General features: G+C 40.2%; 13 protein-coding genes. 9 read left to right on the top strand and 4 right to left on the bottom strand.

All coding sequences use genetic code 11. From position 1 onward, the window contains the following. Genes H7N69_RS06260 through H7N69_RS06250 form a run of 3 tightly spaced genes read right to left on the bottom strand, consistent with a single transcriptional unit; the run spans nt 1 to nt 2505 of the window. Entirely contained in the window at nt 1–624 is a 624-nt protein-coding gene (locus H7N69_RS06260; RefSeq protein WP_001206236.1) for a 3-oxoacid CoA-transferase subunit B, read from the bottom strand. Next, nucleotides 621–1319 carry a CoA transferase subunit A gene (locus H7N69_RS06255; RefSeq protein ID WP_187885137.1) on the bottom strand — a complete coding sequence of 233 codons (699 nt, stop codon included), beginning with the start codon at nt 1317–1319 and terminating at the stop codon, nt 621–623. The genes H7N69_RS06260 and H7N69_RS06255 overlap by 4 nt, the downstream gene beginning before the upstream one ends. Nucleotides 1320–1329: 10 nt before the next feature. After that, on the bottom strand, nt 1330–2505 hold the full coding sequence (locus H7N69_RS06250; RefSeq protein WP_187885136.1) for an acetyl-CoA C-acetyltransferase: 1176 nt from the start codon (nt 2503–2505) through the stop codon (nt 1330–1332). A 350-nt stretch (nt 2506–2855) separates the two neighbouring features. Between H7N69_RS06250 and H7N69_RS06245 the strand changes: the two genes are divergently transcribed. From H7N69_RS06245 to flgR, 5 genes are read left to right on the top strand one after another with little or no spacing between them, the layout of a single operon-like run. Further along, the gene (locus tag H7N69_RS06245) at nt 2856–3800 is read left to right on the top strand and encodes a hypothetical protein (RefSeq protein ID WP_415751418.1); all 945 of its coding nucleotides are present in this window, start codon (nt 2856–2858) and stop codon (nt 3798–3800) included. Next, nucleotides 3793–4179, top strand: coding sequence for a diacylglycerol kinase (locus H7N69_RS06240; protein WP_187885134.1), 387 nt, complete (start codon nt 3793–3795; stop codon nt 4177–4179). Before H7N69_RS06245 ends, H7N69_RS06240 begins: the two co-directional genes overlap by 8 nt. Nucleotides 4180–4194: 15 nt before the next feature. Then, complete coding sequence (gene gyrA, locus H7N69_RS06235) at nt 4195–6675, top strand: DNA topoisomerase (ATP-hydrolyzing) subunit A (RefSeq protein ID WP_187885133.1); 2481 nt, start codon at nt 4195–4197, stop codon at nt 6673–6675. Continuing rightward, nucleotides 6675–7145 (top strand): hypothetical protein, encoded by a 471-nt coding sequence (locus tag H7N69_RS06230; protein ID WP_165559478.1) that lies wholly within the window; start codon nt 6675–6677, stop codon nt 7143–7145. The genes gyrA and H7N69_RS06230 overlap by 1 nt, the downstream gene beginning before the upstream one ends. Beyond that, entirely contained in the window at nt 7145–8290 is a 1146-nt protein-coding gene (gene flgR, locus H7N69_RS06225) for a transcriptional activator FlgR (RefSeq protein ID WP_025275915.1), read from the top strand. The genes H7N69_RS06230 and flgR overlap by 1 nt, the downstream gene beginning before the upstream one ends. Before the next feature lie 671 nt (nt 8291–8961). Here flgR and uvrA read toward each other — a convergent pair. Continuing rightward, complete coding sequence (gene uvrA, locus H7N69_RS06220; protein WP_187885132.1) at nt 8962–11787, bottom strand: excinuclease ABC subunit UvrA; 2826 nt, start codon at nt 11785–11787, stop codon at nt 8962–8964. Nucleotides 11788–11951: 164 nt separating this feature from the next. Between uvrA and hopE the strand changes: the two genes are divergently transcribed. The 4 genes from hopE to H7N69_RS06200 all read left to right on the top strand — a co-directional run bounded on the left by hopE (nt 11952) and on the right by H7N69_RS06200 (nt 15293). Beyond that, nucleotides 11952–12773, top strand: a complete 822-nt coding sequence (hopE, locus tag H7N69_RS06215; RefSeq protein WP_038419998.1) for a Hop family outer membrane protein HopE — start codon at nt 11952–11954, stop codon at nt 12771–12773. 176 nt (nt 12774–12949) lie between these two features. Further along, nucleotides 12950–13876, top strand: a complete 927-nt coding sequence (gene rsmH / locus H7N69_RS06210) for a 16S rRNA (cytosine(1402)-N(4))-methyltransferase RsmH (RefSeq protein ID WP_187885131.1) — start codon at nt 12950–12952, stop codon at nt 13874–13876. Between the two features lie 19 nt (nt 13877–13895). Continuing rightward, the gene (locus H7N69_RS06205; RefSeq protein WP_079301012.1) at nt 13896–14240 is read left to right on the top strand and encodes a hypothetical protein; all 345 of its coding nucleotides are present in this window, start codon (nt 13896–13898) and stop codon (nt 14238–14240) included. Between the two features lie 150 nt (nt 14241–14390). Then, the gene (locus H7N69_RS06200) at nt 14391–15293 is read left to right on the top strand and encodes an SAM hydrolase/SAM-dependent halogenase family protein (RefSeq protein WP_187885130.1); all 903 of its coding nucleotides are present in this window, start codon (nt 14391–14393) and stop codon (nt 15291–15293) included. Nucleotides 15294–15456: the final 163 nt, after the last annotated feature.

Raw genomic sequence — 15456 nt, 5'->3', positions numbered from 1 at the left:
CTATAAGCGCACTTCAAATTCAGCTTCTGTCTTTTCTTTCACTTGATCAAGGCTGACCCCCTCTTGCAATTCCACTAATTTCATGGCGTTATTGGAAAACTCAAACACCGCTAAATCCGTTATCAATTGATGCACCACGCCTTTTCCCGTTAAGGGTAAGGAGCATTCTTTTTTCACTTTAGACTCCCCGTATTTGTTGCAATGCTCCATGATGACAATCACTTTTTTAGCGCCATGCACCAGATCCATAGCCCCTCCCATGCCCTTTATGAGCTTTTTAGGGATCATCCAATTAGCCAAATCCCCATTTTGTGAGACTTCCATCCCTCCTAAAATCGCCAAATCAATATGCCCCCCACGAATCATCGCAAACGAATCTGCGCTATTGAAAAACGAAGCGCCCGGCACCACGGTTATGGTTTCCTTTCCTGCGTTGATAAGATCCGCATCAACGCCCCCTTCTAAAGGGTAAGCGCCAATCCCTAATAGCCCGTTCTCGCTTTGGAAAACGATATTCATCCCGCTCACTTCATTAGCCACAAGCGTGGGCAAGCCTATCCCTAAATTCACATACATGCCCTCTTTTAATTCCTTTGCCGCTCTTTTAATGATAGCCTCTCTCATTTCGCACTCCTTGTCGTGGTTTTTTCTATCCGTTTTTCAAATTTCTCGCCCTTATAGATGTGTTGCACATAGATTCCTGGCAAGTGTATTTCATCTGGGTCTAATTCCCCAACTGGGACAATTTCTTCCACTTCAGCGACGCATATTTTTGCCGCCATCGCACACAAGGGATTGAAATTTCTAGCCGTTTTTCTAAATACCAAATTCCCTAAAGTATCGCTTTTGTAGGCTTTAATAAGCCCATAATCGCCCGTTATCGCTCTTTCTAAAATATACTCTTTGCCGTTAAACTCCCTTGATTCCTTGCCTTGAGCGATTAAAGTCCCAACACCGGTTGGGGTGTAGTAAGCGGGTATCCCAGCCCCTCCAGCGCGCAAGTTTTCAGCCAGCGTGCCTTGCGGTGTCAAAACGACTTCAATTTCTCCGTTCAGCATTTGCGATTCAAAAATCTTATTTTCTCCCACATAGGAAGCGATAATCTTTTTAATCTGCTTTTTTTCTAAAAGAATGCCAAGCCCAAAATCATCAACGCCACAATTATTGCTCACGACAATCAAATCCTTGATGCCTTTCTTATAAATGTAATCAATGGCGTATTCGGGTATCCCGCACAGCCCAAAACCGCCCACTAAAATAGTGTCCCCATCTTTTAACTCACTCAACGCTTTGTCTAAATCGGTTATAACCTTGTTCATCTCATTCTCCTTATTTTTGTTCAACTACCACTGATAGCCCTTGACCGCCGCCCACGCACAACGACGCGCAGCCCACGCCATGCCCACTCCTTTTCATTTCATGCAATAAAGTCACTAATATCCTAGCGCCGCTTGCGCCAATAGGGTGGCCAATCGCTATCGCGCCTCCATTCACATTCACGATATTAGGGTTTAATTCAAGTTCTTTTAACACGGCGATGCTTTGTGCAGCAAAAGCTTCATTGAGTTCAAAAAGATTGATGTCATTGAGATTCATTTTGACATTTTTAAGGTTGTTTTTAATCGCAATACTAGGGCATATACCCATTATATCCGGACTGCAACCACCCAAACCAAACCCCTTGATGGTGGCCATTGTTTTTAACCCCAATTTTTGCGCTTTTTTAGCGCTGCATAAAATGATAATGCTCGCGCCATCATTGATCCCTGATGAATTCCCTGCCGTTACCGATCCGTCTTTTTTAAAGGCGGGTTTGAGCTTTGCAAGGGATTCTAGTGTCGTGTCTCTAGGGTATTCGTCTTCTTTAAAAACCACCACGCCTTTTTTATTCGCTATTTCAATAGGCGTGATTTCTTCTTGGAATTTCCCTGCATTAATGGCGGCTCTCGCTTTGAGTTGCGATTGGAGCGCGAATGCGTCTTGATCTTCTCGGCTTATGTGGTATGCTTGAGCGACATTATCAGCGGTGATCCCCATGTGGTAATCATTGAACGCATCCCACAATCCGTCATGTATCATGGAATCTATCATGTTTGCATTCCCCATTCTTTTCCCCTCTCGCATGTCAAACGACAGATAAGGCGCTGCGCTCATGTTTTCCACGCCACCGCACACCACCACTTCATCGCGCCCAAGCGCAATGCTGTCATGCGCTAATTGGATAGCTTTCATAGACGATCCGCAAACCATATTGACGCTAAAAGCGTTTCTGTCATTAGGGATACCGGCGTCCAGTTGGATCTGTCTGGCGATATTTTGACCCAAACCAGCGCCTAAAACATTGCCTAAAACGACAGAATCCACATCGCTAGGCTTAAGAGAGCTCGCATTCAAAGCGTCTTTAAGCACGCTAACGCCCATTTGCCTAGCACCCACATTCTTCAGAGAGCCTAAAAAACTCCCTACAGCGCTACGCTTTGCCGCCACTACAACCACTTCATTCATGTCTTTGCCTTTAAGTTGATTTACTCATCATAGTATCACTTTTAGGTGATTGAAACCCTAATAAGTTTTATTCTGTTTTAGGTTTTGTTTTGGATTAAGGGTGATCCGTTTATTTTTTTCACAAAAATATTATTTTAGCGTTTAATGATTGTCGCACGATTCTTTATTGTCTATTCTTAATAAAGAAACATTCACTCAAGCGTTCTTTAATTTTAAGTGCGATTATGCTACAATTAGGGACATTATGCTTTCAATAAAGGGTGTTTTTGACTAAAAAATTCATGTCTTGGATGGTGGTTATCGGGGCTTTAATTTGCGTGCTTTTAGGGGTGTTTATCTTCTTTACCAGCATGTCGGTTAAAAAATCTTTAACCGCTTATCTTAACGCTTATTTGGATCAACGCCCCCATATTAAGGGCATGGGGATTGCAGGCACTCCCTTTGAATGCGAAGGGTTTTTTAAAATTGCATGCACTTCTAAAGAGCTCAGTTTTTTAGACTCTCAAAACTCCCCTATTATGGATTTTAAAAATTTGAGTATTAAGCTCCATTCTTTAGATAAAAGCTCTCTTACCCTTTCTGTCCATTCTCAAATCCAATCCCCTATTTTAGAACAATCCGTTCAGCAAAAAATCAGCCAAATCCCCCTAAAAGATTTGAATACCTTATTAGAAAAAATGAAACCCACGCGCTTGAATTGCTCTTTAACATTCAACGCTTTAGATGAAAAAACCTTAAACGACCATTTAAAATGCGATTTGACTAATGCGGAAAATATCCTTGCTTACACTTTTTTTCAAGAGGGTTTAATGGAAGCGCAAGAAAATCTCTCCCTTAAAAATATTTTTAAAACCTTGAGTTCTAAAGACGCTAAAGCCATAGAAGAGTTGCAAGACAAACTGCGTTTTTCAGCGCCAAAGTTGGGCGTTTCTATCCAAGCGCGCCATCTTAAAAATGTTTTAGAAGCCTTTTACCACCAAAATAAAGAGAGTTTGGGCTTTTTTTCCCCTTATTTTAGCTTGCGTTCTCAAACCCCTAGCGTCTCTTATGAAAGCATGTTGGCTTCTTTAGAAAACTATTTTATAGCCTTGTTCCAATCCCATTTTAAAGACAATACAGCGCTCCAACAGAATTTTAAAGGGTTGTTGCAAGCCTTTGTTTCTATGGCTAAAGACAAACGATCCCAGATCGCTCTTAACGCCCAAGCTAAAGACAACACCAAGCTTACTTTTAACGCCTTGTTAGAAAGCCTTAGCGTGAATTTCTTTCAATCTTACAAAATAAGCCATGAGTGATTTCAAAGTCCCCCCCAAAGCTAAAGGGTTTAAACGCCTTTTTAAAGCCCTTTTTTATTCTAAAGACGGGCTTAAATGCGCATGGGCTGAAGAGAGCGCGTTCAGGCAAATTGCCATCTTGGCTCTTTTTTGCATCACTCTAGCGAGCTATTTAGCTAAAGATTTTTTAGAATGGGGGCTATTGATCTTGCCTTGTTTTTTATCGGTGGTGATTGAACTCATCAATAGCTCCATTGAAAAGGCTGTGGATTTTACTGGCACCGAGTTCCACCCTTTAGCTAAAAAGGCTAAAGACATGGCCAGTGCAGCCCAACTGATAGGGCTTATTTTTTGGGCTTTTATTTGGGGGCGTTACCTTTTAACGCTTTATTTTAATTAAATTTTAGGGAGACACATGCAAGATCATTTAGTTAATGAAACAAAAAATATTGTAGAAGTGGGGATTGATTCTTCTATTGAAGAGAGCTATTTGGCTTATTCCATGAGCGTGATCATAGGGCGCGCTTTACCGGACGCTAGAGATGGCTTAAAGCCTGTGCATAGGCGTATTTTGTATGCGATGCATGAATTAGGCCTTACTTCCAAAGTCGCTTACAAAAAAAGCGCTAGGATCGTGGGTGATGTGATTGGTAAATACCACCCCCATGGCGATAACGCGGTTTATGATGCGCTAGTGAGAATGGCGCAAGATTTTTCCATGCGCTTGGAATTAGTGGACGGGCAGGGCAACTTTGGCTCTATTGATGGCGATAACGCCGCAGCGATGCGTTACACTGAAGCCAGAATGACCAAGGCGAGTGAAGAAATTTTAAGGGATATTGATAAAGACACCATTGATTTTGTGCCTAATTACGATGACACCTTAAAAGAGCCAGATATTTTACCAAGCCGTCTGCCTAACCTTTTAGTCAATGGGGCTAATGGGATCGCTGTAGGGATGGCGACTTCTATCCCCCCTCACAGGATGGATGAAATCATAGACGCTTTAGCGCATGTCTTAGAAAACCCTAACGCTGAATTAGATGAAATTTTGGAATTTGTCAAAGGGCCTGACTTTCCCACCGGTGGGATCATTTATGGTAAAGCAGGGATTATTGAAGCCTATAAAACGGGGCGAGGGCGCGTGAAAGTGCGGGCCAAAGTGCATGTGGAAAAAACAAAAAATAAAGAAATCATCGTTTTAGATGAAATGCCCTTTCAAACCAATAAAGCCAAATTAGTGGAACAAATCAGCGATTTAGCGCGAGAAAAACAAATTGAAGGCATTAGCGAAGTGCGCGATGAAAGCGATAGAGAGGGCATTAGAGTGGTGATTGAATTAAAAAGAGACGCGATGAGTGAAATTGTCTTAAACCACCTTTACAAACTCACCACCATGGAAACCACTTTTAGCATTATTTTACTCGCTATTTACAATAAAGAGCCTAAGATTTTCACGCTTTTAGAGTTGTTGCACCTTTTCTTAAACCACAGAAAAACCATTATTATAAGACGCACGATTTTTGAATTAGAAAAGGCTAAGGCCAGAGCGCATATTTTAGAGGGCTATTTGATCGCATTAGACAATATCGATGAAATCGTGCAGCTCATTAAAACAAGCCCAAGCCCAGAAGCGGCTAAAAACGCCTTAATGGAGCGTTTTACTTTGAGCGAAATCCAAAGCAAAGCCATTTTAGAAATGCGTTTGCAACGCTTAACAGGCCTTGAAAGAGATAAAATCAAAGAAGAATACCAAAACTTGCTGGAGCTTATTGATGATCTCAATGGCATTTTAAAGAGCGAAGATCGCTTGAATGAGGTCGTCAAAACAGAGCTTTTAGAAGTCAAAGAGCAATTTTCTTCTCCAAGGCGCACTGAAATTCAAGAATCTTACGAAAGTATTGACATAGAAGATTTGATCGCTAATGAGCCTATGGTGGTGAGCATGAGCCATAAAGGCTATGTGAAAAGAGTGGATTTAAAAGCTTATGAAAAGCAAAATCGTGGCGGTAAGGGCAAGCTTTCAGGAAGCACTTATGAAGACGATTTCATTGAAAACTTTTTTGTGGCTAACACGCATGATATTTTGCTCTTTATCACCAATAAGGGGCAATTGTATCATCTAAAAGTCTATAAAATCCCAGAAGCGAGCCGGATCGCTATGGGTAAAGCGATTGTGAATTTAATCTCACTCGCTCCGGATGAAAAAATCATGGCAACCCTAAGCACCAAAGACTTTAGCAATGAACGCTCTTTAGCTTTCTTCACAAAAAATGGCGTGGTGAAGCGCACCAATTTGAGCGAATTTGAAAGCAACAGGAGTTGTGGTATCAGAGCGATTGTTTTAGATGAAGGCGATGAATTAGTGGGCGCAAAAGTTGTGGATAACAACGCCAAGCATTTGCTCATCGCATCGCATTTGGGTATTTTCATTAAATTCCCTTTAGAAGATGTGCGCGAGATCGGAAGAACTACTCGTGGGGTTAGAGGGATTAAGCTGAATGAAAACGATTTTGTTGTCGGTGCGGTCGTTATTAACGATGATGGCAACAAGCTTTTGAGCGTGAGCGAGAACGGGCTTGGCAAGCAAACTTTAGCCGAAGCGTATAGAGAGCAATCTCGTGGAGGTAAGGGGATCATTGGCATGAGGCTCACTCAAAAAACCGGCAATCTAGTGGGCGTTATCAGCGTGGATGATGAGAACCTGGATTTGATGATCCTTACTGCAAGCGCAAAAATGATCAGAGTCTCCATTAAAGACATTAGAGAAACCGGAAGAAACGCTAGTGGGGTAAAACTCATAAACACCGCTGATAAAGTCGTGTATGTCAATTCTTGCCCTAAAGAAGAAGAGCCAGAAAATTTAGAAAACCCTCCTGCACAATTATTTGAGTGATGCGTTTCTTTTCATTCTTTTATTTTTTATTGTATTTTTTAGGGGTTTCTTTGCATGCTCTAAACCCCCTAGAAGATCAAGAATTTTTAATTTCGTATCGCTTAAAAATCGTTGATTCTAGAGTGATGGGCGAAGAGTATTCTGTCTCTAAACCTATCGTTAGCCGCATCAAAACAGCCCCCTATGTATTAGACTATCATTGCTCTATTATTACTAGCAACTTACCCGATTTGAAAAACCCCTTGCTCCAAACCAAACTAGAACGCTTCCTTTTAGAAATAGCGTTAAAAAAAGAAAAAGAGCGAGTCATAGACTGCATTTTAAAAAGCCAAGTCGCTATCACGCATTATGATCACAGCTATAAAAACGGCACCACTACCACGAGCATTCTTAACCTCAAAGCCTTAAGCGTTAGAGCGAGTTTAGTGGGAGATGCGCTGTTTTTAGATATTTTTAGAAAGGAAGAATAATGAAAATCGCCATTGTAGAAGATGATATTAACATGCGTAAAAGCCTGGAGCTTTTTTTTGAGCTTCAGGACGATTTAGAGATTGTGAGTTTTAAAAACCCTAAAGACGCTTTAGCCAAGTTAGATGAAAGCTTTGATTTAGTCATCACGGATATTAACATGCCCCATATGGACGGCTTGGAATTTTTACGCCTTTTAGAAGGCAAATACGAATCCATTGTGATTACCGGTAATGCGACCTTGAATAAAGCCATTGATTCCATTCGTTTGGGCGTGAAAGACTTTTTCCAAAAACCTTTTAAACCAGAATTGCTTTTAGAGTCCATCTATCGCACTAAAAAAGTTTTAGAATTTCAAAAAAAACACCCTTTAGAAAAACCTTTAAAAAAACCACACAAACACAGCTTTTTAGCCACTTCAAAAGCTTTAGAAGAGAGCAAACGGCAGGCCTTAAAAGTCGCAAGCACAGACGCTAATGTCATGCTATTAGGCGAAAGCGGGGTGGGTAAGGAAGTTTTTGCTCATTTCATCCACCAGCATTCGCAACGCTCTAAACACCCTTTTATCGCAATCAACATGTCCGCAATCCCAGAGCATTTATTAGAAAGCGAGCTTTTTGGGTATCAAAAAGGGGCGTTCACGGACGCCACAGCCCCTAAAATGGGGCTTTTTGAAAGCGCTAATAAAGGCACGATCTTTTTAGATGAAATCGCTGAAATGCCCTTTCAATTGCAAAGCAAACTTTTAAGAGTGGTTCAAGAAAAAGAAATCACGCGCCTTGGGGATAATAAGAGCGTTAAAATTGATGTTCGTTTCATTTCCGCTACCAACGCTAACATGAAAGAAAAAATCGCTGCGAAAGAATTCAGAGAAGATTTGTTCTTCCGCTTGCAAATTGTGCCTATAACTATCGCGCCTTTAAGAGAGAGGGTAGAAGAGATCTTACCCATTGCTGAAATCAAGCTTAAAGAAGTGTGCGATGCGTATCATTTGGGGTCAAAATCTTTTTCAAAAAACGCCGCAAAACGCCTTTTAGAATACTCTTGGCATGGGAATGTGCGAGAGCTTTTAGGCGTCGTGGAAAGAGCGGCGATTTTAAGCGAAGGAGCAGAAATCCAAGAAAAAGATTTGTTTTTGGAAAGGTAGGGATTTAGGGGGTTTTAAAGGGGATAATTATTTCAAAACATTCTCTCCTCAAAAATAAGTTTTTATAATAAAGTAACTAAAACCCCATTTTTTATTAGTGCGGTTATTGTGTTTTAAACTCATTTGTAGTAGGATTAGCGTGAAAGAGAGTTTAAAGAATTAAATGCCTTTTCTTTTGTAATGGCTTGCGGAGTAGAAAAAATCGCATGCTTCTCTCTATAATAATCTATAATTGCTAACCACTTAATGATGATTTAACTTTCGCCCCCATTTTTCTTAATTTCATGGCTCTCCTTTTATTAATAATTTTTGTGTAGGATTAGGTTTGGTGAGTTTAGGGGTTCCAAACCTACCCCTTGTAATTGAGTCATAGGGCGGAATGGTGGCTCACTCTCGCTATTTTATAAAGGTTTGAGACGCTATAGTTGATGCCGTCTCTGTGATGGTTAGAGAGTGTCCCAATGGCCTCTAACTCCCTTAATTTTTTCTCAAACTCTCATGCGATAGATTTTAAAGGCATGGTTTCTTTGCTAGCTCTTATTTATATAATCAATGGTTATTGTTGCCGCTAATCTCATAATTTTGAACCATGACGCAATAGCACCTCTGCTCTCTAATATTTAGCTGTCTGTTATTTTCAGCCCTACATCGTTTCTACAAACAAATGCAAACTATTTCAACTCCAAAGCTAAAAATTTTCCCGTGTAGCTTTGGGTTTTTTCGCAATTTTGTGCCACTTCTAAAGGCGTGCCGCTCGCAATGACCCTCCCACCCTTATCCCCCCCATCAGGCCCCATGTCTATAATGTAATCAGCGTTTTTGATAATATCTAAATTATGCTCAATCACTAGCATGGAATTGCCTAACGCCACTAAAGAATGCAAAACCTGTAAAAGGTGATTCACGTCTTCAAAATGCAAACCGGTAGTAGGCTCATCTAAAATATAAAGGGTTTTGCCTGTGTCTTTTTTACTCAATTCTTTAGCCAATTTGATCCTTTGAGCCTCCCCCCCGCTTAAAGTGGTAGCGTTTTGCCCTAAAGTGATATAGCCCAAGCCCACATCTATAAGCGTTTTTAACTTCACGGCGATTTTAGGGAATTTAGCAAAAAATTCATAAGCCTCTTCCACGCTCATGTTCAACACATCGGCAATGGATTTGCCTTTCACCTTGATTTCTAAAGTTTGGGGGTTGTATTTAGTGCCCTTACAGCTATCGCATTGGACCAACACATCAGGCAAAAAATGCATTTCTATTTTAATATCCCCATCGCCTTGGCATTTCTCGCACCGCCCCCCTTTAACATTAAAGCTAAAACGGCTCGCGCTATAGCCTAAAATTTTAGCTTCTTTCTGCTCGGCAAATAAAATCCTGATTTCATCCATCACCCCTGTGTAAGTGGCAGGGTTGCTTCGTGGGGTTTTGCCTATGGGGGCTTGATCCAAATAAATCACTTTATCCAAATGCTCCAACCCTACAATCTCCACCCCATTCAAACTTTGAGCTTTTTTAGCATGGTTTAAAAGGGTTTGAGCGGTGGGTAAAAGGGTTTGTAAAATCAGCGAACTTTTACCGCTCCCGCTCACCCCAGTAATACACACCAATTGTTTTAAAGGGATTTGAACGCTCAAATTCTTAATGTTATTGATATTGACATTTTTAATTTCTAAAAAATGCTTTTCTTTAGGGAGTTCAAATTTGGGGCGCTCAATCTTTTTAGTGCCGTTGAGATACAAGGCGGTAGAATGGTTATTTTGCAATAAATCTTCCACGCTCCCGCTAAAAACCACTTCACCCCCATGCCTTCCAGCCTTTGGCCCAATATCCACAACAAAATCCGCATGCTTAATCGTCTCTTTATCATGCTCTACGACAATGAGCGTGTTCCCCTTTTTTTGTAAATTCCTAAGGGTGTTGATGAGTTTGAGCGTGTCTTTTTCATGCAAGCCAATGCTAGGCTCGTCTAAAACATACAAAACCCCTGTCAAGCCACTCCCGATTTGACTGGCGATTCGTATCCTTTGGCTCTCCCCTCCGCTAATCGTTCGCGCATCCCTCCCCAAAGTCAAATACCCTAGCCCCACATCGTATAAAAAAAACACCCTTTCTAAAATCTCTTTTAAAATCGGTTCAGCGATCTTTTTTTCTTGCTCGTTAAGATAGCTAAAATGCGTGGGATCATTAAAAAAATGATAAACCTCTTCAATGGGCTTAGTTAAAAAATCCGCCATTTTCAAGCCGGCGACTTGGACGCTCAGACTGGAGGCTTTCAAACGATGCCCATTACACGAAGAACAGGTTTTTTCGCTCATGTAATCGCTCAAATCCTTTTGCTCTTTAAACATGTCATAAGCGATTTGGATAATGCCTTTCCAAGGGCGTTTCAAGGGGCTGTTTTTAAAATGAAAGCTGATTTCAGTGCCATTCCCATATAAAAGAGCGTCTTGCTGCTCTTTATTCAATTCGTTAAAACAAAGTGCGGTGTCAATGCCATTATACTCGCAAAAGCCTTCAAACATTTGAGCGTAATAACTGCGGTTATACCCAAAAATCACTTTAATCGCTCCTTGATTTAAAGGCGTGTTAGGATCTAAAATCTTACTAATATCTAGGCTAAATTTTGTCCCCAAACCCAAACAGCTCTCGCACGCCCCTTTAGGCGAATTGAATGAAAAACTCAAAGGCTCTAATTCTTCAAAACTCATCTTACACTTAAAACATGCCTTATGTTCGCTGTAATGCTTTCTTATGCTTGGCGCGTTGTCTTGCAAGATTTCCACTTCTAATTCCCCATAGCTTTCTTTAAGGGCTTTTTCTATTGCGCTAGCGATCCGTGAAGCATTTTCGCTATTGATAACCACCCTATCCACCACCGCTTCAATAGTGTGTTTTTTGGTTTTATGCAAATGGATTTCTTCATCTAAACGCACCATCACCCCATCAACAAAAGCCCTCACATACCCCTTCAAACGCAAGCTCTCTAATTTATCGTTAAACGAACCTTTTTTATCTTTAATAATGGGGGCTAAAATAATGATTTTAGAATTTTCTTCTAAATGACAGATTTGAGAAATAATATCGCTCGCGCTCATAGAACTAATGGGTTCTAAACATGTGGGGCAAAATTGCTCCCCAACCCTTGCAAACAACAACCTTAAATAATCATAAATCTCAGTGATCGTCCCCACAGTGGATCTAGGGTTTTTAGAAGTGGTCTTTTGATCAATAGCGATCGCTGGGGTTAGGCCTTCAATCTTATCCACATTAGGCTTGCCCACTTTGTCTAAAAATTGCCTCGCATAGCTAGACAAACTCTCTAAATAACGCCTTTGCCCTTCAGCGTATAAAGTGTCAAACGCCAGAGTGGATTTACCCGAACCGCTTAATCCGGTAAAAACAACAAATTGGTTTTTAGGGATTTCTAAAAAGATATTTTTGAGATTGTTTTCCCTAGCCCCTTGAATAATGATCTTATCCATAATGGTTTTATGTTGCAAGAGTTTCCTTAAAATAAGAAAATGGATTAAAAGGAGCTATTATACTTCAAAAAAGAATGGTTTTATTATCATTTCTTATTCATAAGAGTTAAAAATATTTGCTTGATTAAGGATAAACATGCTATTATTTTATGAGACAATTTTAAAGATAGGAATGTAAAGGAATGGAATTTATGAAAAAGTTTGTAGCTTTAGGGCTTCTATCCGCAGTTTTAAGCTCTTCGTTGTTAGCCGAAGGTGATGGTGTTTATATAGGGACTAATTATCAACTTGGACAAGCCCGCTTGAATAGTAATATTTATAACACAGGGGATTGCACAGGGAGTGTTGTAGGTTGCCCCCCAGGTCTTACCGCTAATAAGCATAATCCAGGAGGCACCAATATCAATTGGCACTCCAAATACGCTAATGGGGCTTTGAATGGTTTTGGGTTGAATGTGGGTTATAAGAAGTTCTTCCAGTTCAAGTCTTTTGATATGACAAGCAAGTGGTTTGGTTTTAGGGTGTATGGGCTTTTTGATTATGGGCATGCCACTTTAGGCAAGCAGGTTTATGCACCCAATAAAATCCAGTTGGATATGGTCTCTTGGGGTGTGGGGAGCGATTTGTTAGCTGATATTATTGATAACGATAACGCTTCTTTTGGTGTTTTTGGTGGGGTCGCTATCGGCGGTAACACTTGGAAAAGCTCAGCGGCAAACTATTGGAAAGAGCAAATCATTGAAGCTAAAGGTCCTGATGTTTGTACCCCCACTTATTGTAACCCTAACGCCCCTTATAGCACCAACACTTCAACCGTCGCTTTTCAGGTATGGTTGAATTTTGGGGTGAGAGCCAATATCTACAAGCATAATGGCGTAGAATTTGGCGTGAGAGTGCCGCTACTCATCAACAAGTTTTTGAGTGCGGGTCCTAACGCTACCAATCTTTATTACCATTTGAAACGGGATTATTCGCTTTATTTAGGGTATAACTACACTTTTTAAACCCTTTAAAAGGGTGTCTTTAAGCCCTTTTTAGTCTTTATGAAAAGGGTTTTAGTTTGAGTTTTCACACCTTAAAAAGCTAAGATCAATTAAAAAAACTTTTGAGCGTAACCAACAAAACCAACACCATTGAGTAGGCATTTGGAAAATTCATCTAAGGGTTTTAAGGGGATTGTTTGCAAGAAATAGAAAATCTGCACCAAAGCGTTTTGTTGCAAGAAGTTTTGCAAGCGTTCGCACCTTTAGAAGAAGGGGTTTTGATTGATTGCACTTTAGGGTTAGGGGGGCATTCTAAAGCCCTTTTATCCCAAAAACCGCACCTGAAACTCATTGGTATTGATAAAGATAAGTTCGCTCAAGAAATCGCTAAAGAACGATTGAAAGCCTTTGAAGGGCGTTATAATCTCTTAAGCGGAGGGTTTGCCAAACGCTTTAAAGAAGCCCTAGAAATTCATGGCGAGCGAATCAAGGGGGTTTTAGTGGATTTAGGGGTGAGTTCTTTGCAGCTTGATGATGATAACAGAGGGTTTAATTTCCACTCGCACGCTTTGGATATGCGCATGGATTTAGAAAGTGAATTGAACGCTCAAAAAGTCATCAACTCTTATCCTGTAATAGCGTTAGAAAAAATCTTTAGAGACTATGGCGAAATCAAAGAATACAAAAAAATCGCCCATAAAATTGCAGAAAGGCGCGCTAAAAAACCCTTTAAAGACGCTAAGGATTTGAGCGAGTTTTTAAGCTCTTTTTCTAAAAATAAAAAAATCCACCCAGCGACTTTGGTGTTTCAAGCCGTTCGCATAGAAGTCAATAGCGAATTAGAAGAGTTAAAAGAGTTTTTACAATGCGCCAGAAACCTTAAGGGAGCGATTTTGTGCGTGATTTCTTTTCATTCTTTAGAAGACGCGTTAGTGAAAAACGCTTTCAAAGATTACGCTAAAAATTGCATTTGCGATCCTTCAAGTTTCAAATGCACTTGCTCTAACAATCACGCTTTAGGCACAATTTTAACTAAAAAGCCCATCGCTCCAAGCCCAGAAGAAATTAAAAATAACAGGCGTTCACGAAGCGCTAAAATGAGGGTTTTTAAATTCAAACCATGAACAAGTCAATGAGTAAGCCATGAGTATCAAAACCCATTCTTCAAATGAAAAAGAACGCTTTGTGCGCATAGATGAGGACGAAAAAAAGGAATTATTCGCTGGAACTGCAAATGAAAATCCGCACGGCCTTTCTTTAATGGCTTTAATAGGGGTGTTGGTTTTTGGGGGCGCGTTTTTAGCTCTGTTAGCGCCTAAAATCTATTTAAGCAATAATATCTATTATATTAGCCGTAAAATCAACACCCTAGAAGATCAAAAACGCCTGCTTTTAGAAGAACAACAAATCCTAAAAAACGAATTAGAAAAAGAGCGTTTTAAATACTATATAGAGAATAGTGAAAATATTGGCGATATTGCATTTTAAATAAAACCCCCTATCTTAAGAGAGCCTAATTAATGCTTTGTTTCAATACGAAATATAAAGCCCTTTTAAACCCTTAATGTTTAGAAAAAACCCCCTTAAATGGTATAATAAAGGGACTAAAAGCCCATAAAAGTTAATCAAGGAGTAACCATGAAAAAAACGATTTTAGCGTTGTTTTTATCAGCGTGTATAGGGTTATCGCCTGTTTATGCGAGTAACGCTTTGATTTTACAAACAGATTTTAGCCTAAAAGATGGAGCTGTCTCGGCGATGAAAGGCGTCGCTTTCAGCGTTGATTCCAATCTTAAAATCTTTGATTTAACGCACGAAATCCCTCCGTATAATATTTGGGAAGGTGCTTACCGCTTGTATCAGACCGCTAGTTATTGGCCAAAAGGTTCGGTATTTGTGAGCGTAGTTGATCCGGGCGTAGGCACTAAGCGTAAATCGGTGGTGCTAAAAACTAAAAACGGCCAGTATTTCGTCTCGCCGGATAACGGCACGCTGACTTTGGTGGCGCAAACTTTGGGGATTGATAGCGTGCGTGAAATTGATGAAAAAGCTAACCGCTTGAAAGGTTCTGAAAAATCCTATACTTTCCATGGCCGTGATGTGTATGCTTACACCGGTGCGCGTTTGGCTTCTGGGGCGATCACATTCGAGCAGGTTGGGCCAGAGCTTCCCCCAAAAGTCGTTGAAATTCCTTACCAAAAAGCGAAAGCCACAAAAGGGGAAGTGAAAGGCAATATCCCGATTTTGGATATCCAATACGGCAATGTTTGGAGCAATATCAGCGATAAACTGCTCAATCAAGCAAAAATCAAACGCAACGATATTTTGTGTGTAACGATTTCTAAAGGTTCCAAGAAACAATACGAAGGGAAAATGCCGTATGTTGCGAGCTTTGGCGATGTTTTAAAAGGCCAGCCGTTGGTCTATCTAAACAGCTTGTTGAATGTTTCCGTGGCACTGAATAGGGATAATTTCGCGCAAAAATATCAAATCAAATCCGGTGCTGATTGGAATATTGATATAAAGAAGTGCACTAAATAAGGCGCTTTTTAGAAAATTAAGGGGGGGTTAAAGGTTTTTACCTATCAAACTTTGATTAACACAGCCTAATTAATGATAAATAAACTATAATACAAACGCTCGTTGTTAAAAATTTGTTTCAATATGAAACACTAGTTCCTTGTAAAAGCGTTAAATTTCAAAA

Origin of the sequence: Helicobacter pylori, from assembly GCF_014497725.1 — a bacterium.
Lineage (GTDB): Bacteria > Campylobacterota > Campylobacteria > Campylobacterales > Helicobacteraceae > Helicobacter > Helicobacter pylori_DE.
The sequence above is the reverse complement of the archived record's forward strand: the minus strand, read 5'-3'. Positions and strand labels throughout refer to the sequence as shown.

What these genes read in the sequence shown, in the direction of transcription:
- H7N69_RS06260 (WP_001206236.1), bottom strand. Translation starts at nt 624, where the DNA reads ATGAGAGAGGCTATCATTAAAAGAGCGGCAAAGGAATTAAAAGAGGGC.
- H7N69_RS06255 (WP_187885137.1), bottom strand. Translation starts at nt 1,319, where the DNA reads ATGAACAAGGTTATAACCGATTTAGACAAAGCGTTGAGTGAGTTAAAA.
- H7N69_RS06250 (WP_187885136.1), bottom strand. Translation starts at nt 2,505, where the DNA reads ATGAATGAAGTGGTTGTAGTGGCGGCAAAGCGTAGCGCTGTAGGGAGT.
- H7N69_RS06245 (WP_415751418.1), top strand. Translation starts at nt 2,856, where the DNA reads ATGTCGGTTAAAAAATCTTTAACCGCTTATCTTAACGCTTATTTGGAT.
- H7N69_RS06240 (WP_187885134.1), top strand. Translation starts at nt 3,793, where the DNA reads ATGAGTGATTTCAAAGTCCCCCCCAAAGCTAAAGGGTTTAAACGCCTT.
- gyrA (WP_187885133.1), top strand. Translation starts at nt 4,195, where the DNA reads ATGCAAGATCATTTAGTTAATGAAACAAAAAATATTGTAGAAGTGGGG.
- H7N69_RS06230 (WP_165559478.1), top strand. Translation starts at nt 6,675, where the DNA reads ATGCGTTTCTTTTCATTCTTTTATTTTTTATTGTATTTTTTAGGGGTT.
- flgR (WP_025275915.1), top strand. Translation starts at nt 7,145, where the DNA reads ATGAAAATCGCCATTGTAGAAGATGATATTAACATGCGTAAAAGCCTG.
- hopE (WP_038419998.1), top strand. Translation starts at nt 11,952, where the DNA reads ATGGAATTTATGAAAAAGTTTGTAGCTTTAGGGCTTCTATCCGCAGTT.
- H7N69_RS06205 (WP_079301012.1), top strand. Translation starts at nt 13,896, where the DNA reads ATGAGTATCAAAACCCATTCTTCAAATGAAAAAGAACGCTTTGTGCGC.
- H7N69_RS06200 (WP_187885130.1), top strand. Translation starts at nt 14,391, where the DNA reads ATGAAAAAAACGATTTTAGCGTTGTTTTTATCAGCGTGTATAGGGTTA.